Annotated in this window: 24 protein-coding genes; 8 read left to right on the top strand and 16 right to left on the bottom strand. The window is 61.7% G+C overall.

Features of this window, described 5'->3' with window-relative positions; translation table 11 throughout:
- Positions 1-133 precede the first annotated feature (133 nt).
- The 5 genes from ACIOMR_RS05730 (at position 134) to ACIOMR_RS05710 (ending at position 5,806) form a co-directional block, all read left to right on the top strand.
- Positions 134-1,429 (top strand): glycerate kinase, encoded by a 1,296-nt coding sequence (locus ACIOMR_RS05730; RefSeq protein ID WP_401192788.1) that lies wholly within the window; start codon positions 134-136, stop codon positions 1,427-1,429.
- A complete protein-coding gene (gene pyk / locus ACIOMR_RS05725) occupies positions 1,419-2,834 on the top strand; it encodes a pyruvate kinase (protein WP_003210597.1) in 1,416 nt (471 codons plus the stop codon). Before ACIOMR_RS05730 ends, pyk begins: the two co-directional genes overlap by 11 nt.
- 129 nt (positions 2,835-2,963) lie before the next feature.
- On the top strand, positions 2,964-3,839 hold the full coding sequence (locus ACIOMR_RS05720; RefSeq protein WP_401192785.1) for an urea transporter: 876 nt from the start codon (positions 2,964-2,966) through the stop codon (positions 3,837-3,839).
- Between the two features lie 31 nt (positions 3,840-3,870).
- Complete coding sequence (locus ACIOMR_RS05715; RefSeq protein WP_008434745.1) at positions 3,871-4,695, top strand: ion transporter; 825 nt, start codon at positions 3,871-3,873, stop codon at positions 4,693-4,695.
- Between the two features lie 106 nt (positions 4,696-4,801).
- A complete protein-coding gene (locus ACIOMR_RS05710) occupies positions 4,802-5,806 on the top strand; it encodes a sulfate ABC transporter substrate-binding protein (protein WP_003210600.1) in 1,005 nt (334 codons plus the stop codon).
- 177 nt (positions 5,807-5,983) lie between these two features.
- Here the strand turns inward: ACIOMR_RS05710 and ACIOMR_RS05705 are convergent, their stop codons facing one another.
- Entirely contained in the window at positions 5,984-6,598 is a 615-nt protein-coding gene (locus ACIOMR_RS05705; RefSeq protein ID WP_003210601.1) for a DUF5666 domain-containing protein, read from the bottom strand.
- Positions 6,599-6,776: 178 nt separating this feature from the next.
- Here ACIOMR_RS05705 and ACIOMR_RS05700 point away from each other — a divergent pair, with 178 nt between their 5' ends.
- Positions 6,777-7,973: an MFS transporter gene (locus ACIOMR_RS05700; protein ID WP_087694461.1), complete on the top strand. Its 1,197-nt coding sequence runs from the start codon at positions 6,777-6,779 to the stop codon at positions 7,971-7,973.
- A gap of 157 nt (positions 7,974-8,130) precedes the next feature.
- Here ACIOMR_RS05700 and ACIOMR_RS05695 read toward each other — a convergent pair whose 3' ends face one another.
- From ACIOMR_RS05695 to phnC, 15 genes are all read right to left on the bottom strand, one after another.
- Positions 8,131-10,170 (bottom strand): M10 family metallopeptidase C-terminal domain-containing protein, encoded by a 2,040-nt coding sequence (locus ACIOMR_RS05695; RefSeq protein WP_401192779.1) that lies wholly within the window; start codon positions 10,168-10,170, stop codon positions 8,131-8,133.
- A gap of 389 nt (positions 10,171-10,559) precedes the next feature.
- Entirely contained in the window at positions 10,560-12,056 is a 1,497-nt protein-coding gene (locus tag ACIOMR_RS05690) for a M10 family metallopeptidase C-terminal domain-containing protein (RefSeq protein ID WP_177035115.1), read from the bottom strand.
- Positions 12,057-12,404: 348 nt separating this feature from the next.
- The gene (gene phnP, locus ACIOMR_RS05685) at positions 12,405-13,154 is read right to left on the bottom strand and encodes a phosphonate metabolism protein PhnP (protein ID WP_003210610.1); all 750 of its coding nucleotides are present in this window, start codon (positions 13,152-13,154) and stop codon (positions 12,405-12,407) included.
- Positions 13,145-13,708: a phosphonate metabolism protein/1,5-bisphosphokinase (PRPP-forming) PhnN gene (gene phnN, locus ACIOMR_RS05680; RefSeq protein WP_177054663.1), complete on the bottom strand. Its 564-nt coding sequence runs from the start codon at positions 13,706-13,708 to the stop codon at positions 13,145-13,147. The genes phnP and phnN overlap by 10 nt, the downstream gene beginning before the upstream one ends.
- Complete coding sequence (locus ACIOMR_RS05675; RefSeq protein ID WP_178903436.1) at positions 13,708-14,853, bottom strand: alpha-D-ribose 1-methylphosphonate 5-triphosphate diphosphatase; 1,146 nt, start codon at positions 14,851-14,853, stop codon at positions 13,708-13,710. The genes phnN and ACIOMR_RS05675 overlap by 1 nt, the downstream gene beginning before the upstream one ends.
- Entirely contained in the window at positions 14,843-15,562 is a 720-nt protein-coding gene (gene phnL, locus ACIOMR_RS05670; RefSeq protein ID WP_178903447.1) for a phosphonate C-P lyase system protein PhnL, read from the bottom strand. Before phnL ends, ACIOMR_RS05675 begins: the two co-directional genes overlap by 11 nt.
- Positions 15,562-16,371 carry a phosphonate C-P lyase system protein PhnK gene (phnK, locus tag ACIOMR_RS05665; protein ID WP_085984643.1) on the bottom strand — a complete coding sequence of 270 codons (810 nt, stop codon included), beginning with the start codon at positions 16,369-16,371 and terminating at the stop codon, positions 15,562-15,564. Before phnK ends, phnL begins: the two co-directional genes overlap by 1 nt.
- A complete protein-coding gene (locus tag ACIOMR_RS05660) occupies positions 16,332-17,198 on the bottom strand; it encodes an alpha-D-ribose 1-methylphosphonate 5-phosphate C-P-lyase PhnJ (protein WP_008434764.1) in 867 nt (288 codons plus the stop codon). The genes phnK and ACIOMR_RS05660 overlap by 40 nt, the downstream gene beginning before the upstream one ends.
- Positions 17,191-18,267 carry a carbon-phosphorus lyase complex subunit PhnI gene (locus ACIOMR_RS05655; protein ID WP_008434767.1) on the bottom strand — a complete coding sequence of 359 codons (1,077 nt, stop codon included), beginning with the start codon at positions 18,265-18,267 and terminating at the stop codon, positions 17,191-17,193. Before ACIOMR_RS05655 ends, ACIOMR_RS05660 begins: the two co-directional genes overlap by 8 nt.
- Entirely contained in the window at positions 18,267-18,857 is a 591-nt protein-coding gene (phnH, locus tag ACIOMR_RS05650) for a phosphonate C-P lyase system protein PhnH (protein WP_063028147.1), read from the bottom strand. Before phnH ends, ACIOMR_RS05655 begins: the two co-directional genes overlap by 1 nt.
- Positions 18,857-19,294 (bottom strand): phosphonate C-P lyase system protein PhnG, encoded by a 438-nt coding sequence (gene phnG / locus ACIOMR_RS05645; RefSeq protein WP_003210619.1) that lies wholly within the window; start codon positions 19,292-19,294, stop codon positions 18,857-18,859. Before phnG ends, phnH begins: the two co-directional genes overlap by 1 nt.
- A gap of 11 nt (positions 19,295-19,305) precedes the next feature.
- Positions 19,306-20,010 carry a phosphonate metabolism transcriptional regulator PhnF gene (phnF, locus tag ACIOMR_RS05640; protein ID WP_023659262.1) on the bottom strand — a complete coding sequence of 235 codons (705 nt, stop codon included), beginning with the start codon at positions 20,008-20,010 and terminating at the stop codon, positions 19,306-19,308.
- Positions 20,011-20,045: 35 nt separating this feature from the next.
- Positions 20,046-20,828, bottom strand: coding sequence for a phosphonate ABC transporter, permease protein PhnE (gene phnE / locus ACIOMR_RS05635; RefSeq protein ID WP_003210621.1), 783 nt, complete (start codon positions 20,826-20,828; stop codon positions 20,046-20,048).
- Positions 20,829-20,976: 148 nt separating this feature from the next.
- Positions 20,977-21,978, bottom strand: coding sequence for a phosphonate ABC transporter substrate-binding protein (phnD, locus tag ACIOMR_RS05630; protein WP_003210622.1), 1,002 nt, complete (start codon positions 21,976-21,978; stop codon positions 20,977-20,979).
- Positions 21,979-22,010: 32 nt separating this feature from the next.
- Positions 22,011-22,844 (bottom strand): phosphonate ABC transporter ATP-binding protein, encoded by an 834-nt coding sequence (phnC, locus tag ACIOMR_RS05625; protein ID WP_003210623.1) that lies wholly within the window; start codon positions 22,842-22,844, stop codon positions 22,011-22,013.
- Positions 22,845-23,339: 495 nt separating this feature from the next.
- Here phnC and ACIOMR_RS05620 point away from each other — a divergent pair, with 495 nt between their 5' ends.
- Both ACIOMR_RS05620 and ACIOMR_RS05615 read left to right on the top strand, forming a co-directional pair.
- A complete protein-coding gene (locus ACIOMR_RS05620) occupies positions 23,340-23,762 on the top strand; it encodes an NUDIX domain-containing protein (RefSeq protein ID WP_401192768.1) in 423 nt (140 codons plus the stop codon).
- A 298-nt stretch (positions 23,763-24,060) separates the two neighbouring features.
- Positions 24,061-24,414, top strand: coding sequence for a DUF6124 family protein (locus ACIOMR_RS05615; RefSeq protein WP_401192765.1), 354 nt, complete (start codon positions 24,061-24,063; stop codon positions 24,412-24,414).
- The last annotated feature ends 124 nt before the right edge of the window (positions 24,415-24,538 follow it).

Here is a 24,538-nt window from a genome sequence, read left to right as displayed (position 1 = left end):
CTCTGCGTGGGAATGCAGCCGTGACGCTCCGCGTCACAACAGCGGACGCAGAGCGTCCAGTGATTCATTCCCACGCGGAGCGTGGGAACGATCTGATGCATACCTAATAACAAGAATCCCCGGGAGCCCGCTTATGTCGGTCGATCCGCAACACCTGCTTCGCGAGCTGTTTGCCACAGCCATCGACGCCGCCCACCCCCGGCAAGTCCTCGAACCCTATCTGCCCGCCGACCGCAGCGGCCGGGTCATCGTGATCGGCGCCGGCAAAGCCGCCGCCGCCATGGCGCTGGTGGTGGAAAACTGCTGGCAAGGCGAAGTCTCGGGCCTGGTGGTCACCCGCTACGGCCACGGCGCACCCTGCAAGAAAATCGAGGTGGTCGAAGCCGCGCACCCGGTGCCGGATGCTGCAGGCCAGGCCGTGGCCAAGCGTGTGCTGGAGCTGATCAGCAACCTGGGCGAAGACGACCGCGTGATCTTCCTGCTCTCCGGCGGCGGCTCTGCACTGCTCGCCCTTCCGGCCGCCGGCATCACCATGGCGGACAAGCAAGCGATCAACAAGGCCCTGCTCAAATCCGGCGCCACCATTGGCGAGATGAACTGCGTGCGCAAGCACCTCTCGGCGATCAAGGGCGGGCGCCTGGCCAAGGCAAGCTGGCCTGCCACCGTCTACACCTACGCGATTTCCGATGTACCGGGCGACCAGGCCACGGTCATCGCTTCCGGCCCCACTGTTGGCGACCCCAGTACCTCGCAACAGGCGCTGGCGATTCTCAAGCGCTACCAGATTGAAATCCCGGCGTCGGTGCGCACCTGGCTGCAAAGCCCGGAGTCGGAAACCGTCAAGCCCGGGGACCCGGTGCTGGCCCGCAGCCATTTCCAACTGATCGCCCGTCCGCAGCAATCCCTGGAAGCGGTGGCGGTGAAAGTCCGCCAGGCCGGTTTCAGCCCGCTGATCCTCGGCGACCTGGAAGGCGAAGCGCGGGACGTGGCCAAGGTGCACGCCGGTATCGCCCGGCAAATCATCCAGCACGGCCAACCCCTGGCGGCGCCTTGCGTGATCCTCTCCGGCGGCGAAACCACCGTCACCGTACGCGGCAATGGCCGTGGCGGACGCAACGCCGAATTCCTGCTGAGCCTCACCGACAGCCTCAAGGGCCTGCCCGGCGTCTACGCCCTGGCGGGTGACACCGACGGCATCGACGGCTCGGAAGACAACGCCGGCGCGATCATGACGCCCACCAGCTACGCCCGCGCCGAAGCCCTGGGCTTGAGCGCCAGTGACGAGCTGGACAACAACAATGGCTACGGCTACTTCGCGGCCCTCGACGGCTTGATCATCACCGAGCCGACCCGCACCAACGTCAACGATTTCCGCGCCATTCTGATTCTTGAAAGCCCTGAAAGAGAGTCCCCTGAACATGACGCCTGATAAGAAGGTCAAGATCCTCGCCACGCTGGGCCCGGCCACCGACAGCATCGACGACATCCGCGAGCTGGTGGAAGCCGGGGTGAATATCTTTCGCCTGAACTTCAGCCATGGCGATCATGCCGACCACGCCCAACGCTACCAGTGGATTCGCCAGGTGGAGCGCCAGCTCAATTATCCCCTCGGCATCCTGATGGACCTGCAAGGGCCGAAGCTGCGGGTGGGGCGTTTTGCCGAAGGAAAAGTGCAACTGATTCGCGGCCAGGCCCTGCGCCTGGACCTCGACCCGACACCCGGTGACCAGCGGCGAGTCAACCTGCCCCACCCGGAAATCATCGCGGCCCTGCAGCCCGGCATGGACCTGCTGCTGGACGACGGCAAGCTGCGCCTGCGGGTGATCACCAAGCACGCCGATGCCATCGACACCACCGTGCTCAACGGCGGCGAACTGTCGGACCGTAAAGGCGTGAACGTACCCCAGGCATTGCTGGAGCTCAGCCCGCTGACCGCCAAGGACCGCCGCGACCTGAGCTTCGGCCTGGAACTGGGGGTGGACTGGGTGGCGCTGTCGTTTGTGCAACGCCCGGAAGACATCCGCGAAGCCCGCGAGTTGATCGGCGACAAGGCGTTCCTGATGGCCAAGATCGAGAAGCCCTCGGCGGTGCAGCGCCTGCAGGAAATCGCCGAGTTGAGCGACGCGATCATGGTCGCCAGAGGTGACCTGGGGGTGGAAGTGCCGGCGGAAAGCGTGCCGCAAATCCAGAAGGACATCATTGGTGTGTGCCGCCAGTTGGGTAAACCGGTGGTGGTGGCCACGCAGATGCTTGAATCCATGCGCTTCTCCCCGGCGCCGACCCGTGCCGAAGTCACCGACGTGGCCAACGCAGTGGCGGAAGGGGCGGATGCGGTGATGCTGTCGGCGGAAACCGCTTCCGGTGAATACCCGTTGGAGGCCGTGCTGATGATGAGCAAGATCATTCGCCAGGTGGAAAATGGCCCGGATTACCAGACCCAGCTGGACGTCAGCCGGCCCAAGGCGGATGCCACGGTGTCGGACGCCATCAGCTGTGCGATCCGCCGTATCAGCAGCATCCTGCCGGTGGCAGTGCTGGTGAACTACAGCGAGTCGGGCAGCTCCACCTTGCGGGCGGCGCGGGAACGGCCGGCGGTGCCGATTCTGAACCTGACACCGAACCTGTCGACGGCGCGACGCTTGAGCGTGGCGTGGGGCGTGCATTCGGTGGTGAACGATCGGCTGCGGCAGGTGGATGAGGTGTGTTCCACGGCGTTAGAGATTGCCCAGGCACAGGGTATGGCGGAGCGTGGGGATACGTTGGTGATTACTGCTGGGGTGCCATTCGGGCAGCCAGGGTCGACCAATTCGTTGCGGATCGAGACATTGATCTAATCCCCTGTGGCGAGGGAGCTTGCTCCCGCTGGACTGCGCAGCAGGCCCATCTTTTGGGGCCGCTGCGCGCCCCAGCGGGAGCAAGCTCCCTCGCCACAAGATTCGGCGCTTTCCTGCAGATTATTGATCATGCCCAACCAACCCTGCCCCGACTGGGCCGAAGCCCTGCTCAACGGCTTCAGCCAGATATTCCTGCAGCGCCACCCGCTGTGTGGCCTGCTCTGCCTGCTGGCGATCCTGGTCGGCGCCCCGGCCCTGCTCGGCGGCGCGCTGCTGGGCGGTGTCGCCGGCTTGCTGACCGCCCAACGCCGCGGCTATCCCAAGGCCGAACGCCAGGCCGGTCTCTATAGCTACAACGGCGTGCTGCTCGGCTTGCTGATCAGCCAGCACTTCAGCTGGTCGGCACTGCTGCCGCCGTTGATTCTCGCCTGCGGTGGCCTCAGCGCAATCCTCACTCGCCAGTGGCTCAAACGCGCCGCCAACCCCGATGACCTGCCCGCCTACACCGCACCGTTTGTGGCACTCGGCTGGCTGCTGCTGGGCACCACCGCGCCCGCCGCATTTGCCGCCAGCGAACCCGGCACCTGGGCGCTAATCTGCGCGCCGTTCACAGGTCTGGCCCAAGTCATCCTGATGGACCACCCCCTCGCCGGCCTGCTGATCGCCCTCGGTCTTGTAATAGCCAGCCGCCGCGCGGCCTTGTGGGCGCTGACCGGCGCGAGCCTCGGCGTGTTGATCGCCCTGTTGATGGACGAGCCCGCCAGCGCCCTGCTCGGCCTGCACAGCTATAACCCGGCGCTGGCCGCCCTGGCCCTCAGCCAGTATCGTCGCCAACCCTGGCTGCCGCTGATCGGCATCCTGCTGGCGATCATCCTCACGCCCGGCTTCACCGGCCTGAACCTGCCCGCGCTGACCGCGCCGTTTATCCTCGCCACCTGGCTGGTGCGCGCCAGTCAGCGGGTGATGCAGAAAACCTGCATGGACAGCCCCTTCGAATCCCCCTAGGCTTCGCTGATCTTCGATTCAGGCGACTTCCATGGACAGCAACAAGCACTGGCGTGAGCGTCTCTACGTCATGGTTTTCCAAAGTGACACCCCGGCCGGCCGACGCTTCGACAGCACCCTGTTGCTGATCATCCTGGCCAGCCTGGTGATCGTGATCCTCGACAGCATCCAGGCAGTCCACGACAACTACGCCAACGTGCTGGCCTATATCGAGTGGGGCTTCACCATCATCTTCGCCATCGAATACGGCCTGCGGCTGTATTGCTCGCCCAAGCCGTTGCGCTATGCCTTCAGCTTTTATGGGCTGGTGGATTTGCTGGCGATCGTGCCCGGGATCCTCGCGCTGTACTACAGCGACGCGCAGTACCTGCTGATTATCCGAATCATCCGGATGCTGCGGATTTTCCGCGTGCTCAAGCTCGGCCCGTACCTCAAGCAGGCCAACTACCTGATGTCGGCGCTGCGGGGCAGCAAGCAGAAGATCGTGGTGTTCCTGGTCAGCGTCTGCACCCTGGTCACGGTGTTCGGCACCTTGATGTACGTGATCGAAGGCCCGGAGCACGGCTTTACCAGTATTCCCAAGGGCATCTATTGGGCGATCGTCACCCTGACCACCGTGGGTTTTGGCGATATCGTGCCGAAGACCCCGCTGGGCCAGGTGATTTCGTCGCTGGTGATGATCACCGGTTATTCGATCATCGCGGTGCCCACCGGGATCTTCACCGCCGAACTGGCCAACGCCATGCGCGGTGAGCAATTGCAAACGGATTGCCCGGTGTGCAAGAAAAACAGCCATGAGCCCAATGCAGCGTTTTGCTCACGGTGTGGCAGCGCGCTTTTCAAGAAACTGGAATAAGCAAAGTTCTTTTTAATCTTTAAGCGACTATGCGCCCCCCGTTATAGTCGCTGGCATATTGCCCCCATGCGTTTCAAAAACCTTCTCGAACAACAAGGAATGAGCAGTGAAAAAACTCGTTAGTGCCTCTCTCCTGGCCGCCGGCCTCGCACTGGCTGGCGTCGTCCAGGCCGCCCCGGTCACCCTGCTCAACGTCTCCTATGACGTGATGCGTGACTTCTACAAGGACTACAACGCCGCCTTCCAGAAGCACTGGGCCGCCGAGCATCCAAACGACAAGCTGACCCTGCAGATGTCCTTCGGTGGTTCGAGCAAACAAGCGCGCTCGGTGATCGACGGCCTGCCGGCTGACGTGATCACCATGAACATGGCCACCGACATCAACGCCCTGGCGGACAACGGCAAACTGGTGCCGGACAACTGGGTTACCCGCCTGCCGAACAACAGTGCGCCGTTCACTTCGGCCACGGTGTTCATCGTGCGCAAAGGCAACCCGAAAGCCCTGAAAGACTGGCCGGACCTGCTCAAGGATGGCGTGCAAGTCATCGTGCCGAACCCGAAGACCTCCGGTAACGGCCGTTACACCTACCTCTCGGCCTGGGGTTATGTGCTGAAAAACGGTGGCGACGAAGAGAAGGCCAAGAAGTTCGTGGGTGACCTGTTCAAGCACGCACCCGTGCTGGACACCGGTGGCCGTGCCGCTACCACCACGTTCATGACCAACCAGATCGGCGACGTGCTGGTGACCTTTGAGAACGAAGCAGAAATGATCGCCCGTGAATTCGGCCGTGATCAGTTCGAAGTGATCTACCCGAGCGTTTCCGCAGAAGCTGAGCCGCCAGTGTCGATCGTCGACAAAGTGGTCGAGAAGAAAGGCACCAAAGTGGCTGCCGAAGAATACCTGAAGTACCTGTGGTCGCCGGAAGGCCAGGAAATTGCCGCCAACAACTACCTGCGTCCACGTGACCCGAAAGTGCTGGCCAAGTACACCGACCGTTTCCCGAAAGTCGACTTCCTGTCGGTAGAGAAGACCTTTGGCGACTGGCGCACCGTGCAGAAGACCCACTTCAATGATGGCGGGGTTTTTGACCAGATCTACTCCGGGCAGTAATCCGCACTCTGATCGCTGATCGTTCCCACGCGCTGATCGTTCCCACGCTCCGCGTGGGAATGCATCATAGGACGCTCCGCGTCCAGGTCGCGCCGCAAGACCTGGACCGTGCTGGGGACGCAGAGCGTCACTGGATGTATTCCCACGCGGAGCGTGGGAACGATCTATCTACAGCCGTTACATCGGCGGTGTCACGCCATCCTTACCCGCAGAAATCGCCTGGGCCGTCACGCTCCCGTCCGCGCCCTTCGCCGCAAACATCACCACCTTCACCCCAGGCTTCAGCAAGCTGCGATCACCCGGCTCCAGGTTGACGATCGGCACATCATCCGGCACCACGATCTTCTGCTCGCCGCCCTTGTACTTGACGGTCAACGTGCGGCCATCGCTCACCACCAGGTCACCCACGGTGCCGTTGGTCATGCTGCTACCTTCCTTCAGGTCGAACGCACGGTGCCCATCGCCTGTACCGGCCATCGCCGGTGGGAATACATGCACTTCCAGCGCCGTCAGGGTGCCATCCGCGTTGGGCATGGCCGCCGAACCGATGTAACTGCCGGGCTTGATGTCTTCGATTTTTGCCAGGGTGACCGCACGCACCTGCGTGTCCTTGGTCAGGTGCACGGTGACGTCTTCACCGCTGTTGACCTTGACGTGCATCGCGTCGCCGTCCATCGCGGTAATCGCACCCCGCACGCCGACACGCGGGGCATCTGCGGCCTGGGCAACGCCCACGGTCATCAGCGCGGCCAGGCTGGAGGCCAGGAGCATCTTGTTGAATGTCGTCTTCATGGCAGTCGATTTCCTGTTTATGCAGTTGTGACTGAATGTATCATCGACCTTCAGCGCGAAAGTTAACGTTTCAGTCATTAATTCCCGGCATGAGTGTTATCACCACAGACAGGCTACTCGCGCCCGGGGCCAGTCTTTATCCTCGCTCGCCACAATCCTTCGCTTTTATGAGAACGCCATGAACGCCACGCCCCCCGCTACAAGCACGATGACCCGAGGCATGGTGATGCTGTTTGCGTTCTGTTGCGGCGCCATCGTCGCCAACATCTACTACGCGCAACCGATCATCGAGCTGATCGCCCCGGACATCGGCCTCACGCCGGCCATGGCCAGCCTGATCGTGTCCCTGACCCAGATCGGCTATGCCCTGGGCCTGTTCTTCCTGGTGCCGTTGGGCGACCTGCTGGAAAACCGCCGGCTGATGATTATCACCACCGTGGTGGCCATCGCCAGCCTGCTGGGTGCAGCGTTCACCGAACAGCCGAACCTGTTCCTGCTGGTGTCGCTGCTGATCGGCTTCAGTTCGGTGTCGGTACAGATCCTGATTCCGCTGGCGGCGCACCTGGCGCCGGCTGAATCCCGTGGCCGGGTGGTCGGCAGCATCATGGGCGGCTTGCTGCTGGGTATCCTGCTGGCGCGGCCAGTGTCCAGCGTGGTGGCTGACCATTTCGGCTGGCGCGCCATGTTCATGGCCGCTGCGGCACTGATGGCGTTTATCAGCGTGGTGCTGATGCTGACCATCCCCAAGCGCCAACCGGATCACGCGGCCAGCTATGGCCAGTTGCTCGCCTCGCTGGGCACCTTGCTGCGCCGCCAGCCGGTGCTGCGCCAGCGCGCGTTTTACCAGGGCTGCATGTTCGCCACCTTCAGTCTGTTCTGGACCGCCGCCCCGCTGGAACTGTCCCGCAACCACGGCCTGAGCCAAAGCCAGATCGCCCTGTTTGCCCTGGTCGGTGCCCTGGGCGCCATCGCCGCACCCATCGCTGGGCGCCTGGCGGATGCCGGCCACACCCACCGCGCTTCGCTGCTGGCGATGCTGTTTGCCGCACTGAGCTTCCTGCCGGCCTTCGTGCACCCGCTGTACAGCGTGATCGGCCTGGCGGTGACCGGCGTGGTCCTGGACTTCTGCGTGCAGATGAACATGGTCCTTGGCCAGCGCGCCATCTACGCCCTCGACGCCAGCAGCCGTAGCCGACTGAACGCGCTGTACATGACCAGCATCTTCATCGGCGGCGCCTTCGGCTCGGCGATTGCCAGCAGCGTGTACGAACACGGCGGCTGGCTGGGGGTGATGCTGGTGGGCAGCGCATTCCCGCTGGTGGCGTTGCTGCGCTTCTTGAGCGCCTCGCGGCAAGGGGCGGTGGCGACTGCCTGACCCACCTTACAACCGCATCAACGGCTCCAACGCCGCATCCGCCACAAATGACGAGTGACGAGGTCAAGGGCTTGCTGACTGATTGGGAATTACCGCCCAGGGATTTATGGGCGGTATCCCCTCCAGGAGGATGGCGAGCGCCCTGGCACGTTGCTTTTCAGCGCAGGTGAGTAGACAGACCGATCACGTCCTCTGGCCGGATCAAGCGTGTGCTTTTAAGCAGGAAGTTTGTCTGACGCCGTCCCAGTAAGTCGATGCCCACAAAGTAACGCCCGCTCTGCTGGTTGTATTTGACGACGGTATCTCCAATACGGCCCGTGTAGCTATCCACCAGCCGCAAGGGCGTTCCGACTTCTGTCATTAAACCCGTCAGATCAATTGTGTCTTGGCCACTGGTGAAATCCATGATCAGGTCAGCGTCGTCATAGGCCGAGTCGCTGGCCTTCTCATACCTGAACGTGTTTCTACCGCCCACACCCCAGAGCATATCTCCACCTGCCCCGCCGGTGAGAACGTTATCCACCGTATTGCCTATGAGCGTGTCACGGCCTGAGCCGCCAATCGCATTCTCCACGGTGACACCTTTGGCTATACCAACGTTATTGCGCAAGCCGCCTACGCTGGAGGCTGCGCCCTCGCGCAAGTCGATGGTCTGGTTCTGCCGGAAGCCCGAAAAGTCCAGGGTGTCATCGCCACCTTTGTCCCTCACCAGGAACCTGGGAGCGCCACTCTGGGAATGCAGGCTAAGGAAGGGATCACCGGTGTTGGAGTTGAAGCCGTAGACAGTATCGTGCGGAGCAGGAAAAGGTTCCGGATTCGGGTCCGGTTGAGGTTCTGGCTTGGGCTCTGGTTGGGGCTCCGGCTTGGAAACTCCAGGTTCGTGTGCCCCGCCAGTGACTATGTCACTTGCCTGAATGCCACCCACGCTCTTAATCAGAAAATCCGCTTTGCCCCTGCCAGTGGTGTCGAGACCCAGACTACCGTTTCCGCTGCGCGGGTCATGGCTCAGGACAATCTCGCCAGCACGCCCCGTAAACCGCTCAACAATGTTGAAATGCTTGATTGAGGTATTTTTCAATAAGCCCGAAAGGTCGATCTTGTCTGTGCCGCTGGTGAAATCCAGGATTTCGTCAGGCCTGGTGAGTGTCGAGTCACTCGCTCTATCGTAAGCAAACACGTCCGCGCCTGCGCCGCCTGTCAACCTGTCTGAACCCGCTCCCCCCTTGAGCCGGTTGCCGGCCTCATTCCCTATGAGCTCATCGTCACCTGAGCCACCTGTGGCATTTTCAATGACAACGCCCTTGGCGATAGACACATTACCCTTCAAGCCACCCACATTGGAAAACGACTCCGCATTCAGGTTGATCTTCTGGTTCTGGGAAAATAGCGAAAAGTTCAGCGTGTCATTCCCGCCCCCGTCCCATACCGAAAATATCGGGGCGTCCTTCGAGGACTCAAGGCTGAAGTGGTCACGGTCAGTATTGGATTCAAAGCCATAAGTAGTATCGGTATTCCGAATATTGAGATTGGCCCCGTAGAGTTTCTGTACGGCAGCAATATCATCTTTCATTGGCGTTGAAGGTTCGCGCGATTTGAAGTCATGGCCCGTATGATTGGTTTCTCGCCAGTAACTCATCACGCTGTGGGCTCTGGTGTCCTGCGTGTATAGGGCATCTGCATAAGAGTGCACACTTTCACCATAGTCCCCAGGGTGGCCAAGCCCCAGGGCATGTCCCAACTCATGTATGGCCGTTGATAAAAAAACATCGCCATGCCGTGGGGCATCAGAAGCGCCTTTCGTTCCAACCGTAGTGCTCATATCACCGTACCAGCGATTAGGCAGCCCCGACACCCCGCCATTGTCATCGGGATTGGCCTTGATGGTTATTGAACCATCCGGACCTGGCGCCCCCTCCTTGAAGACAATATTTGTCACGTCCTGCCAAGACGTCAGGGCTTTGCGCAAGGACGCTTTCTGTTGCACAGAGAATTGATCGTCAAGGGTGAAGGAAAGCTCGATTTTGTTATCGCCATTACGATCGTAATGCCTCGAACCCTCTCGCAGGATCTGCTTTGCAGCATCATCCGTGGTGAAGGTTTTTTTTGAGGTTGCGCCATCACTGGTAGTGGCCGCATTCAACGTAGATAGCTCATGACTTGATACAGGCGGATTAACAAAAGAAGCAGTGACTCTCATAAAAACAACATCCTTTTAGTTGAGACTTTCATTCATCAGGAAACAGACTTTCAACGCGACTGTTTCACTTAACAGCCGCCTTAAAATCTCACATGAAAAAACCGAATATCACCCCTATGAACGTTTCAATTTAAATATCCAAACAGCCAGAAACACATCGCCAATTTTTTAAGCGCACTATATTTATATTCAGAAGTTTCAGATCAGGCCAGCTCTGCATTCAATATGGGATACGAAGAAAACCGGAGACATATAAACCTACAATTACCCATCGCCCTAACCAGGGCATGAAAACAATCTGCTACACATCCGGCTGCTCCACCACGTGGTGCTGATGGCTGAGAGCCAGGCACTGGAAACAGGGCCAGACTCTGCCTTTACTCTGGCGGTTACCCAGGGGCGCCCGGCTGTTGAAGCAGACCTTTCAATAGCTGCAGCAACGTCGACAATGTCTTGGCGATCATCTCGTTCAACACTGCAAGCGTGGTCGTTTTCGAATCAGGCGCAGGGGGCGGCGCCGGGGACGGCACTACATTTGGCATGGGTAATGGCACCGGCTTGAACCCAGGCGTCGCCCCCGCCCACTGCACATCCGTCGACTTGATCTGGCCAACACTGTTGATCAACAACTCGGCTTTGCCACTGCCGTTCAGGTCAACTTCAAGGCTTGACCGGCCCGTGGCGGCGTCGTACTTGAGCAAGGCCTCGCCAGCGCGCCCCGTGAATCGGTCCGTGAACACCAGGGTGCCCACCCCGGCTTCTTTCAATGCGCCCGACAGGTCGATCTTGTCGGTACCGCTGGTAAAGTCCTCGATCAAGTCAGGATCCTGGGGCGTGGAATCACTGGCCTTGTCGTAGATAAACATGTCCGCTCCGCCGCCACCGCGCAACGTATCAGCCCCTGCTCCACCTTTGAGTCGATTGCCCGCCTCGTTACCGATCAGGGTGTCGCGACCGGCCCCACCTGTTGCGTTTTCAATTGTGCACCCCTTGGCAATCGAGACATTGCCCTTCAAGCCGCCCACGTCAGAGAACGACTCGGCATTGAGGTTGATCTTCTGGTTCTGTGAGAACCCTGAAAAGTCCAACGTATCGTCACCGCCGCCGTCCCATACGCAAAAAACGGGTTTGTCCGTGGCGCTCTTGAGCGTCATCGCCTCCCGCTCGGTGTTGGAGTTGAAACCATACGTGGTGTCGGTATTGCGGGTTTGGTGATTGGCCCCATACAACCGCTGCGCTGCCGCGATGTCGTCCATCATTGGCGCGGATGGATTCGAAGACTGAAAGTCGTGGCCGGCCTGGTTTTTCTCCGACCAGTAGCTCATGACGCTGCGCGCCTTGGTATCCCCGGCATAGACCGCGCCACTGTTGTAGGTAGAGCCGCCACCATTGTAGTTGCCTGGATGCTGCAGGCCGATGGCGTGCCCGACTTCATGTACCGCGGTCACCGAAAAGTGGCTGCCCAGGCCAGGTCTGCTCCCTGCTTTCAGCGTGCCTATCGTCGCGGTCGTGCTGGTGTTGGAGCGTGTAGGTGATGTGGCAACACCACGGTCACCGCGAGGGTTGTTTTTAATGTTTACCGTGCCGTCTGCCCCATCTGCCTGCTCCTTGAGGTTAATGTTGGCAACATCCTGCCAGGACTGCACCGCTTGACGAACGCGTTGTTGCTGCTGCGCGGTGAAACTGGGGTCGACGGTGTAGGACAGATCAACTTTCTTGTCGCCGTTACGATCGTGAAACCGCAGGTTGTCCCGCGAGATCTGCTTGCCGGCCTGATCCGTGGTGTAGGTCGGCTTGGCTTTCGCGCCGAAGCCAGTCGGACCGGGGTCAGACTCCGGCAAGTTTTGAAGCATGGGCCTGATGGAGATCGCGTCAAAAACGTTCATGAGAAAGAGCACTCTTTATTAATTAATAGACGAGCCGGAACAATCGGCATCAGCCATTAAGCTCCCATGCATGGAAAGCACGGGACAGCGCTTATTTAGTTCTCATCGAAACACTTAAAAGCGATGAAACACCCGCTAAGAAACTCAATAAATTACTTGCAATTTAAACAACTGAACACATACCAGCCGTTGCGGCAGCGCCTTGGTTTATCAGAAAAAAAACAAAAACCTACACAATGCCGCCAATATGAATACTCCAAACCGGCATCAACAAAGATACATCCACTCAAACTTTTCATCCAAATCCACCAGCGATCAGGACCTCACCGCTTGACATAACTTCCCACGCTAAATCACCCGCCCATCCCAGCCCACCGTCACATGCCGCGGCAACTCCCGCCGATGCTGCAACAACCACGCATCCAGCGTATGCCCCACATGGGTCAGCACCCCCAACTGCGCACCCACCTCTTCAATACATTGCAACGCCAGCGTCAGGTCATTGTGATTGCGCGGTGCCTGCGGTTGCGGCGGCATGGAGCAATCGAGTACCAGCACATCCAGCGGCTCGCGTTGCAGCCAATCGCGGGTGGCGGGTGGCAGGCCGACGGTGTCGGTAAGGTAGGCAATGCGCCGCCCTTCACCTTCCAGCAGATACCCCAGGGTGGGCTTGGAATGCAGCAGCGGTAACGCGGTGACGCTCAGTTCACCCAACCGGCGGGTTTCAAACTCGGCAAACGGCTGGCTGAAATCGAGGATGCCGGGGTGCTTGTACAGGTCGGACAACCCTTCCGGATCCACCGGCCCATGCACCGGAATCACCAGCCCCTGGCCCCAGCGCAGATGCAGCAGACCCTGGGCATGATCGGCATGGTAATGGGTCTGGAGAATCCCGTTGAAGCTGCGCGGCGGGAAGCGCTCGGTGAGGTCGGGCAACCCGCTGTCGATCAACCAGCGCTGGTCGCCACACTCGATCAATGCGCTGCATGGGCGGCGGCGCAGGCTCTGGTCATGGCGGGCCAGGCCACAGGCGGCGCACTCACAGCCATACACCGGCACTTGCCGCGCATCGCCGGTGCCCAGCAGTGTCAGGCGCATGCAGGTTGCCCGTCGAGGCAGCCCAGCAAGCGCTCGACCGTGTGTTCCAGTTGGCCGGAATTGTCGAGCAGGAACACATCTGCAGCAGCGCTCAAACCCTCGGCGAATCGCGCATTGCGCGCCAGGCGCAGATCAATATCCGCCAGGGATTCGCGCCCCCGCGCCAGCAAGCGCTGGCGCAACACCCCTTGGTCTACCGTCAGCAGCACCACCAGCAGGTTCGGGTAACGCAGCCGGGTTTGCGCCAGGTGGCCGCGGGAGCCGTTGACCAGCACATCGTGCCCCGCCGCCAGCCACTCATCGATTTCCCGCGGGATGCCATAGGACAACCCGTTTGCGTGCCAGCTGAGGGCAAATGCGCCCTCGGCCTCCATTGCGGCAAACTGCTCCGGGCTCACACCCTGCGCCGCTTCGCCCACCGCTTCCGCCGAGCGGGTGATGACCCGCCGCACAATGCGGCAACCACGCTCGGCCAGACGCGGTCGTGCAGCATCCAGCAGGCTGTCCTTGCCCGAACCCGATGGTCCGATGAGATAGATCAACCTGCCTGCCATCAAAACACCCTCTTCGCTTGTCGCCACACTTGTTGGACCACGGGCAGTCCGTCGCGGCTCCTGGCTTGCACCAGGTCGGCCCGCAGACCCGTGGCGATTTCGCCGCGATCGCTGAGGCCCGCCGCGTGCGCGGGCGCCAGGCTGATCATCCTGATTGCCCGCGACAGATTGCCGCCATCCTGTTGATCGGCCAGCACGAACGCCGCCTGCAACAGGCTGGCCGGGTAGTAGTCACTGGAAAGTATATCCAGCAATCCTTCGGCGGCCAGGCCGGCGGCGGCCACATTACCCGAGTGGGACCCGCCACGCACCACGTTCGGCGCGCCCATCAGAACTTTCATGTTCAGTTGCCGGCAGCCACGGGCGGCTTCCAGGGTGGTGGGGAATTCGGCGATGGTCATGCCGTAGCGCGCCGACTCCTCGACGTGAGCCAGGGTCGCATCGTCATGGCTGGCCACCGACAGGCCGCGTTCCAGGCAATGCTCGACGATCGCGGCGCGGTAGCGGTCGCTGTACTCCCTGGAGTTGGCCATTTGCAGCTTGATGAACGCGTCCATGGTCTCGTCGTTCAGGTGGTACTTGCCCATGTAGTACTCGCGGTACTTGGATTCAAGCACGAACTGGCGCTGGCCCGGCGAGTGGTCCATCACTGACACCAACTGCACCAACGGGTTTTCCACCAGGTCGCGGAACACGCTCAGGGTGTCGGGGTGGCACAGCTCGCAGCGCAGGTGCAGGTGGTGTTCGGCGCGGGTCAGGCCGGCGCTTTCTGCTGCCGCGATGGCGTTGAGCATCGCCGGCAGTTTCTGCATGCGGTTGCCCTTGGGATTCACATCGCCAATGGACACCGCGTCGAACACCGTGGTGATGCCGGCCGCGATGATCTGCGCATCATGGCTGAGCACCGCCGAAGTCGACGGCCAGTCCACGCCGGGGCGCGGGGTCATGTGTTTTTCCAGGTTGTCGGTGTGCAGTTCCACCAGGCCCGGCAACAGGAAATCCCCGTCAAGGTCCTGGGCCTGGGGCAGTTGGCTGCGGCCTTCGGCGATGTCGACGATCAGCCCGTCACGCAGCACGATGCTGCCAAGGAACATGCGATCAGCCGTCACCAGCCGGGCATTACTGAGGATCTGTTCAGCGGGCATGGGCGTATTCCTCTTGGGCAACAGGCGCTGGGGTCATGTCGAAATGGCGGTCTGCGACCGCTTCACGGGCGGCGCGGTCGTGGAAGATGCCGATCAAGGCCGCGCCGGCAGCCTTGGCTTCGTTCATCAGTTCCAGCACCACCTGGCGGTTGCTGTCGTCGAGGGACGCGGTGGGTTCGTCCAGCAGCATCACCGGCCAATCCACCATGAAGCCGCGGGCGATGTTGACCCGCTGTTGCTCGCCGCCGGAGAACGTACCGGGTGCCAGCTGCCACAGGCGTTGTGGGATATTCAGGCGGGTCAGCAGATGCTCGGCGCGCGACTGTGCATTGGCCTTCGACCAGCCACGGGCCAGGGCGGGCTCCATCACCACATCCAGGCAGGCCACCCGCGGGATCACCCGCAGAAACTGGCTGACGTAGCCCAGGGTCTGCTGGCGCACCTGCAACACCTCACGCGGCTCGGCACCAACCAGCTCCAGCCATTCGCCAAGGTGCTGTACCCGGATGCTGCCGCCCGCCGGCAGATAGTTACCGTACAGGGTGCGCAGCAACGTGCTTTTACCGGCGCCGGACTGGCCATGCAGCACCAGGCACTCACCGCCTTTCACACTGAACTCCACCCCGCGCAGCACGTTCAGCACCACGCCGTTCTGCTGGTGCAAGGTGAAGATTTTCGAGAGGTCACGGACCTCGATCAAGGCATTCATCATGGTTGCAATACCGAAGACACCAGCAGTTGAGAGTAAGGGTGCTGTGGATCGTCGAGGATCTGGTCCGTCAGCCCGGTTTCCACCACGCGCGAGCGGCGCATCACCATCAGGCGGTCGGCCAGCAGGCGCGCCACGGCGAGGTCGTGGGTGACGATCACCACCGCCAGATCCAGCTCGCGAACGAGGCCGCGCAACAGGTCGAGCAAGCGCGCCTGTACCGACACGTCCAGGCCGCCGGTGGGCTCGTCCATAAACACAAGACGCGGGCTGGAGACCAGGTTGCGGGCGATTTGCAGGCGCTGCTGCATGCCGCCGGAAAAGGTCCGGGGCAAGTCGTCGATGCGCTGCGGGTCGATTTCTACCTGGCCCAGCCAGTCGAGGCCGGCGCCACGCAGTTGCTCATAGTTGCGCACGCCCTGGGCCATCAGGCGCTCGCCGATATTGGCGCCGGCAGACACGCCCATGCGCAAACCGTCCCGAGGGTTTTGCTCGACAAAGCCCCATTCGGTGCGCAGCAAGGTGCGACGTTCGGCTTCGCTGGCGCTGTACAGATCCAGCCATTCACCGTCCTTGCCGCGATAGCCGATGTGGCCGGCCTGCGGTGGCAGACGCCCGCTGAGCAGCGAGAGCAAGGTGGACTTGCCTGAGCCCGACTCACCAACAATCCCCAACACTTCACCGGGGTACAAATCGAAGCTGACGTCCTGGCAGCCCTTCTCTTCCCCGTACAACAACGACAGGTCACGCACTTGCAAAAGAGGCTGGCTCACTGGTTGTTCTCCTTGACCCGTTGGGCGCAGTACCAGGTGTCGGAACACACAAAACTCTGGGTACCGGCGTCGTCGAGAATCAGCTCATCGAGGAACGATTCATGGCTGCCGCAGATCGCGCAGGTGTGTTCCCACTTCTGCACTTCGAACGGATGGTCTTCAAAGTCGAGGCTGGTGACCTGGGTGTACGGCGGCACCGCGTACAGGCGCTTTTCGCGACCGGCACCGAACAGCATCAGCGCCGGGCTCATGTCGAGTTTCGGGTTGTCGAATTTCGGGATTGGCGAGGGGTCCATCACGTAGCGCTCATCCACCATCACCGGGTAGGCGTAGCTGGTGGCGATATGGCCGAAGGTGGCGATGTCCTCGTAGAGCTTTACGTGCATTACCCCGTAGTCATTCAGGGCGTGCATGGTGCGGGTCTCGGTTTCCGACGGTTCGATAAAACGCAGCGGCTCCGGGATCGGCACCTGGTAGACCATGATCTGATCGGCCTGCAACGGGGTTTCCGGGATGCGGTGGCGGGTCTGGATCACCGTGGCGTCCGGGGTGCTTTCGGTGGTGGCGACGCCCGCCGTACGGGCGAAGAAGCGGCGGATCGACACGGCGTTGGTGGTGTCGTCGGCGCCCTGGTCGATCACCTTGAGCACGTCGTCAGCCCCCAGGATCGCGGCGGTCAGTTGCATGCCGCCGGTGCCCCAACCGTAAGGCAGCGGCATCTCGCGGCCACCGAACGGCACCTGGTAACCGGGGATCGCCACGGCCTTGAGCAAGGCGCGGCGGATCATGCGTTTGGTCTGCTCGTCGAGGTAGGCGAAGTTGTACGCCGGGTCACGCGCAGGCGCTTGAGTCAGGTCATTCATGGCGGGTGCCCTCGGCCGGTTGGCGCAGTTTGCGGATCAGTTCCAGCTCGGACTGGAAGTCCACGTAGTGAGGCAATTTGAGGTGGGAAACGAAGCCCGCCGCCTCGACGTTGTCGCAGTGGGACAGCACGAATTCTTCCTGCTGGGCCGGCGAGACGATCTCTTCGTTGAACTCATTGGCCCGCAGCGAGCGGTCCACCAGGGCCATGCCCATCGCCTTGCGCTCGGCATGCCCGAATGCCAGGCCGTAGCCCCGGGTGAACTGCGCCAGCTCGGTGGCCGAGCCGACGAACTGGTTGACCATCTCGCACTCGGTGACTTCGATGCTGCCCAGGCAGATCGGGAAACCCAGCTCTTCCGGGTCGATCCACACCTCGACGTCGCCGATGCGAATCTCGCCGGCAAACGGGTGGTTGCGACCGTAACCACGTTGGGTCGAGTAACCCAGTGCCAGCAGGAAACCTTCGTCGCCACGGGCCAGGGCTTGCAGGCGCTGGGCGCGGTTGGCCGGGTATTCCAGCGGGTCGCGGGTGATGTCGGCGACGCTGCCGGTGTCGTCGGATTCGTTCTTGATCAGCCCTTCCTTGGCCAGCAGGCCGAGTACCCGAGGGCACGCTTCCAGAGTCGCATCCGGCGTGGTTTGCGGGCCCGGGTATTCACCTTCGGCCAGCAGTGCGAAGTCCAGCAGGCGGTGGGTGTAATCGAAGGTCGGGCCCAGCAGTTGCCCGCCCGGCACGTCCTTGAAAGTCGCCGACAAACGCCGACTCAGTGACATCTGCGCGGTATCGATCGGCAGGCTCGGGCTGAAGCGCGGCAACGTGGTGCGGTAGGCCCGCAGCAGGAAGATCGCTTCCACCAGATCCCCCGCCGCTTGCTTGATCGCCAGTGCAGCCAACTCCGTGTCGTACAGCGAGCCTTCGCTCATTACTCGCGCGACCGCCAGCGGCAGTTGCTCGCGGATCTGCTCCACGCTCAGTTCCGCAATGGAAGTATCGCCCCGGCGTTTTTTCGCCAGCAGGCGGTGGGCATTGTCGATGGCCTGTTCGCCACCCTTGACGGCTACGTACATCAGGCATGCTCCTGTGCAATTCGGGTGCTGCGTGGCAGGCCGATCAGGTGATGGCCGGCGGCGAACAACACGTCCAGGCCACGGGGAAACGTCTCGCGGCGTTGACGTTCCAGCCAGAATGCTTGAGGCACCGGCAGGTTGACCTGACGCTGGGTCTTGATCCCCGGACCGCGCCAGTTCAAGGCGCGACCGGCTTCCAGGTCGGTCAACTGGACCAGCAAGGTGCAGGACTGATCCGGGTAGCGGTCATTGCCGTGGTCGAAGCCGCTGAGGTCGAGCAAGTCCTGTTCACCGAGCAAGGCGAACGCGGCCTCTTCCCGGTTGGCGGTCAGCGGGCAGCCGCAGTGAAAGGCCAGGTTGGCGCGGATCAGCGGCGTGTCGAAGCACGGCGCCAGCCAGAGCGGTGTGTCCATATCCAGCAGCGCCAGGCACAGCGCATAGGTAGCGGGCGCCAGGCCTTCAAGGCTGGGGGCCGCGGGCAAGGACTGGATCAGGCCGGGCTCGGCGAGGGCCTTGAGGGCCCCGCGAAAACCGCGCTGGGCGTCCAGCACCGGGTCTACAAAGGCCGGTTGCAAGCGTTGGGCATTCATCAGTTTTCTCCTCGAACCAGGGTGAAGAACTCGACCTTGGTGGCGGCGGTGTCGGCCTCTTTTTGCGCCCGGCGCTCGGCCTGGGCGTTGGCCAGTGCGCCGATCAGGTCGCTGAGCCAGGGGCTCGGGTGCGCGCCCTGCAAATGCGCATCCGCCAGGGCCGCCAGTTCGGCGTGGACCTTGTCGCGCCCGGCCAAATAGCTGTAGCCGGTACGCCCGTCAGCCAGGCGCACCACGCAGCGGGTCACGCTCATTTCGCCGAGGTTGAACGGCGCGCCATTGCCGCCCATGCGGCCACGCACCAGGGTCATGCCGATTTCCGGGGCGCGGATCAGTTGGTAATCCACGTCGCGCAGGGCGTCTTCATGGGGCAGCAATTCACTGCGAAAGGCGCGGGCGAGCACGCCGATCCAGTGTTGACGCGGGGACAGGTTCATCGGGGTCTCCATCAGGTCACCACTTGGTACTGGAAGCGATCCGAACGGCTGGTGGACTGCGCCAGCTCCACCGGGCGGCCGTCGCGATCGCGGGAAAGGGTGAATACGGTGAGCGCCGGCAAGTGCCGGGGCATCATCAGCAGTGCGGCTTCGTCGCGGTTGGGCAAACGCGCGCCGATCAGGCTTTGGGTACGGGTCAACGGCATGTCGCGCTCACGCAGGTAGTGGCGCAGCGAGCCGCCGTTGTAGTCCGCCAGCAGCGGCGCATGGCTGGCGCAGTAACGGTGGCGGATCAGGCTGACCGGCTGGTGGTCGAGCTTGCGCAGGGTTTGCAGCTCGATCATCGGCGCCATCTCGGCGATGCCCAGTTGCTGGGCCTCTTCGCGGCTGGCAAAGCAGTAGCGGCGCTTGAGCAGCATCGCTTCCACGCCCACGCCTTGGGCCGACAAGGACTGGCTGTAGGAGGTCTCGGCGCCCATCGGGTAAATCAGCGGGCGGTCCAGCACCTGGGTGCCCTTGCCCTGGCGGCGCAACAGGCTGCCTTCGAACACCAGCTCGTCGATGGCGCGGCGCAGGGTGTGGCGGTTGACGCCGAAGCGTTCAGCCAGTTGCACCTCGCCCGGCAGGAATTCACCGGCCTGGTAGCTGCTCAGTTCGCGGCGCAGGATGTCGGCGAGTTCGCGGTACACCGGCTCATCTTGTCTAGACAACTGCATGCTTAAAAAAAGCGCCCAGGGGCACCCCTCCGTCGTCAGATGAACTGCTTGCGCAGGCGTTGGGACAGCACGTCGATACAGCTCACCACCACGATGATCACCAGCAGCACCGCGCAGGTCTGCACGAACTGGAACGCGCGGATGTTCTCCCAGAGGATCACGCCGATCCCGCCGGCACCGACCATCCCCACCACCGTCGCCGAACGCACGTTGGCCTCGAAGCGGTAGAGCGCGTAGGACACCCACAGCGGCATCACTTGCGGGATCACGCCGTAGATCACTTCCTGCAAGGCACTGGCACCGGTGGCTCGCACACCTTCAACGGGGCCCGGGTCGATGGCTTCGACGGCTTCGGCAAACAGCTTGGCGAGGACCCCGGTGGTGCTGATCCACAAGGCCAGGACACCGGCAAAAGGACCGAGGCCGACGGCGACCACGAACAACATCGCGAACACCATTTCGTTGATCGAACGGAAGGCATCCATCACCCGGCGCAGCGGCTGGTGAATCCACCATGGGGTGATGTTGTCGGCGCATAGGATGCCCAGGGGCACCGAGCAGACGATCGCCAGCACCGTGCCCCAGAGGGCGATTTGCACGGTGACGATCATCTCCTTGAGGTAGGAGCGCCATTCGTGGAAGTCCGGCGGGAAGAAGTCGGCGGCGAAGGTCGCCATGTTTCCGGAATCGCGGTACAGCGCCAGCGGGTTCATCTCGGCGCCGTGCCAGGCCCAGGCCAGCAGGATCAGGAACAGGCCCCAGCCCAGGTATTGCGGCCAAGTCCTTTTGCCCACTGCTTCAGCATGCAAGGTAGTCATGGGTCACTCTCGGTGTAGGGTTGGAACTGGGCTTAATGTGGGAGCGGGCTTGCTCGCGAATGCGGTGACTCAGTCGCCGGATGCGTTGAATGACACACCGTATTCGCGAGCAAGCCCGCTCCCACATGAACCCGATTCCTACAGGGGGTTAGCCGTTGGCTGCGGTCTTCTTGTCCAGTTCGGTGATGCGCTCTTGCAGCTTGGCCAGGTCGGCGTCGATGTCGGCGAGCTTCCTGGCCTTGTCAGCCGCTTCCAGCTTGTCGTCGGCGCTGATGGTGGTGCGCTGCTTGAACAGTTCCAGTTGGCGGATCGGCAACAACTGGTCGTCGCTGGACTTGAGGAACTTGCCCAGTTGCATGTTCTTCAGCACGGCCTTCTCTTCGTCGGTATCACCGTAGTTGGCGAAGAAGTCGCGGATCTTGGTCTTCTCGCTGTCGCTCAGGGCCTTGCTCCACACCATCGGGTCGGCCGGGATCAGCGGCGACTTCCAGATCACCTTGAGCATGGCGGCCTTGTCCGGCTGGGTGACTTCCAGGCGGTCCCAGCTTTCGGTGTTGAAGGTGGCGACGTCCAACTGCCCCTTGGCCACGCTCAATGCGTTGACTTCATGGCTGGAGTTGAGGGTGCGCTTGAAGGCGGTGGCGGCGTCGACGTGGTTCTTGGCGAACACGTAGTAGCCGGGTACCAGGTAGCCCGAAGTGGAGTTCGGGTCACCGTTGCCGAAGGTCAGGTTCTTGGCGTTCTTGAGCATGTCATCGACGTTGTTGATCGGGCTGTCCTTGCGCACGATCAGCACGCTCCAGTAACCGGCAGCCCCGTTGGCGGCGGCGGTCTGGGCGAAGATTTCGCCGTTGGAACGGTCCACCGCTTCCATCGCGGCCTTGTTGCCCAGCCAGGCCACGTCGACTTTGTTGAAGCGCATGCCCTGGATCAGGCCGGCGTAGTCGGAAGCGAAGGTGGCGTTGATGGTGAGGCCGGTCTTCTTGTGCATGTCATCCAGGAAGGGCTGCCAGATGCTCTTGAGGTTCTGCGAAGACTCGGTGGACATGATGCCGAAATTGATCGCCTTGTCGGCGGCCTGGGCAGTGCCCATGGCCACGCTGGCAAGCAGCACGGCAGACAGAAACACATGACCGATACGGTTCAACATGGAGAGGATTCCTGTGGGTCGTTAGTAAGGTTTCAAGCGCGGGCCAGGGCCAACCGTGCGGGGACGACGGGTGTGCGGGTCTGGTCGGAAAACATCAGGCTGGTGTCGACATCGGCACCGTACAAATCGTTGAGGAACTGGCTGCTCAGCTCGCTGGCCTGGCCATCGAAGTGAATCCGCCCGCCCTTGAGCGCCACGGCTCGCGGGCAATAACGCATGGCGTAATCGACCTGGTGCAGGGTGACCACCACGGTCTTGCCGTCGCGGCCGTTGATGTCGGCGAGGATCTCCATGACCTTGCGCGCCGACTCCGGGTCCAGGGAGGCGATGGGTTCATCCGCCAGGATCACTTCGGCGCGTTGCGTCAAAGCGCGGGCGATTGCCACGCGTTGCTGCTGGCCGCCGGACAAGGTGGAGGCGCGCTGGCTGGCCAGGTCTGCCAGGCCGACGCGGGCCAGGGATTCCATGGCGAACTGTTTTTCCTCGGCATTGAACAAACCGAGGTTGCCGCGCCAGCGCGGCATGCGGCCCAGGCAACCGAGCAGTACGTTGTCGAGCACGCTCAGGCGGTTGACCAGGTTGAACTGCTGGAAGATGTAACCGATGTCGGCGCGCAGGCGCCGCACCTTGCCATTCAACCGCCCGCTGGCCTGCACTTCCCGGCCCAGCACCTTGACGCTGCCGCCGTTGCTCTTGTCGCAACAGGCCAGGCCCGCGAGGTGGCGCAGCAAGGTGGACTTGCCGGAGCCGGAAGCGCCAATCAGCGCGACCATCTCACCGGTGGCAACGGTGAGCTCGAGGTCGACCAGTGCGGATTTCTTCGCAAAGGTCTTGTTCAGATGATCGACATGGATAGCTGGAGTCATGGGCTTCTCTGTCTGGTTGAACAGCCATCCGTGGCTGCGTTTGAGTTCAAACGACAGTAGGCGCGGGCTGTGTCAGCCCTATGACTTGCACATGACTGGAGTAAAACCGTTTGATGAAGGTTTGATGAAAGGTTGGAAGTAGCTGTAGGACCTTGATCGTTCCCACACTCTGCGTGGGAATGCCGCCTCGGACGCTCTGCGTCCATTGAAGTCTTGCGCAGTGGTGACGCGGAGCGTCACGGGATGCATTCCCACGCAGAGCGTGGGAACGATCCATACCTAACCTGTGGCGAGGGAGCTTGCTCCCGCTGGGCTGCGCAGCGGCCCCAAGCCTGGGTGACACGGTCTGTCAGATGTACTGAAGTGGCTGACTTGGGCCTGCTTCGCAGTCCAGCGGGAGCAAGCTCCCTCGCCACAAGGTCTTCGCCCGGCATTGGAAATGTGCCGGACTGTGGTGCAATAGCTGGCCGCCAATATGTGCAAAAGGACAACGTGATGGGAAAAGACAAGGCATGTCCGGTCATCCTGCGAACCCGCCAATCCCTGGAAATCCTCGCCTTCAAACACCCACTGGCAGGTCTTCAACTGGTCAAGGGCAGCTTGGAGCCTGGCGAAAGTACCGAGGCTGCGGCAGTTAGAGAGTTGCTTGAAGAGGCCGGGATAACCGGCAAGGTGATACGTGACCTGGGCACTTGGCACTCAGCGTCCACGGGGCATACATGGGCCTTTCATCAATGCCTGATCCCTGAAGACCTGCCAGATACCTGGACCCATTTTGCAAAGGATGATGGCGGCCACGAGTTCCAGTTCTTCTGGCACCCGCTGGCGAGCGAACCGTCAGAAGAGTGGCATCAGGTGTTTAAAGATGCCCTGGAGTTTCTAAAGCCGCGCCTTGCCGAAGTATCGCTTCAGGAATAATCAAGATCCCGGTAGATCGGTGATTTTTCCTACGATCTCTATGGCTTGCAGCAGCCTTAACTCGCCGCTAGCCTCTCCAAGTCGCTGCTCATCAGCGATCGGGTTTGGTCGCCCGGGTTAGAATGGCGCACAGTGCCGCGCAAGCGGCATTATCGTGTTCGCTTTATGGCGAGCTGCGCGTGGGAGGGCCCTGGCCCTGCCGGGTTTCCATTCCCTGGTCGACCAACCTGCGTACAGCTCGCCACCCTCCTGCTTGGTCGCAGATGTGGTGAGCTCCAATTGAATGGAGAGTCATTGCATGTACAAAGTCACGCCCAATCCGCCAGTAACGTCTGGCTCCAAGTCTGAAAAAACCAAGCTTCAGGACGCCGCCCAGCGGGCTATCGATCACTACCTGAAACCCGCCGAAACCAAAGCGTCCACCAATGAAAAAAACCACTTCAGTCTGTTCACCGTATCAGCCAACGTTGAAACGGAAGCACTGCTGAGCAACGCCTACGAAACACTCCAGTCTGCCAATGCAATGGCGTTGGACCTTTCCGAAAACATTGATGGCAAAGACCGCAGCCTGGTATTGGCGATGCAACAACTGCTGGAGTTGGGATTGTTGTTGGTGGATAGAGCGCTGGATCGAGAGTGCCCGGTGGCCTGATCAAAACCGAAATCCAACTGGCAACATAAATCCAATGTGGGAGCGGGGGGGGGGGGGGGGGGGGGGGGGGGGGGTGGAAGAAAGGGGGGTGGTTGACCGCCGTGGCGGGCACGGGCCCCCCCCC

Origin of the sequence: Pseudomonas sp. NPDC087814 (assembly GCF_044742865.1) — a bacterium.
Classification (GTDB): Bacteria; Pseudomonadota; Gammaproteobacteria; order Pseudomonadales; family Pseudomonadaceae; genus Aquipseudomonas.
Note: the sequence above shows the minus strand (reverse complement) of the source record. Positions and strands in the feature narration are given on the sequence as shown.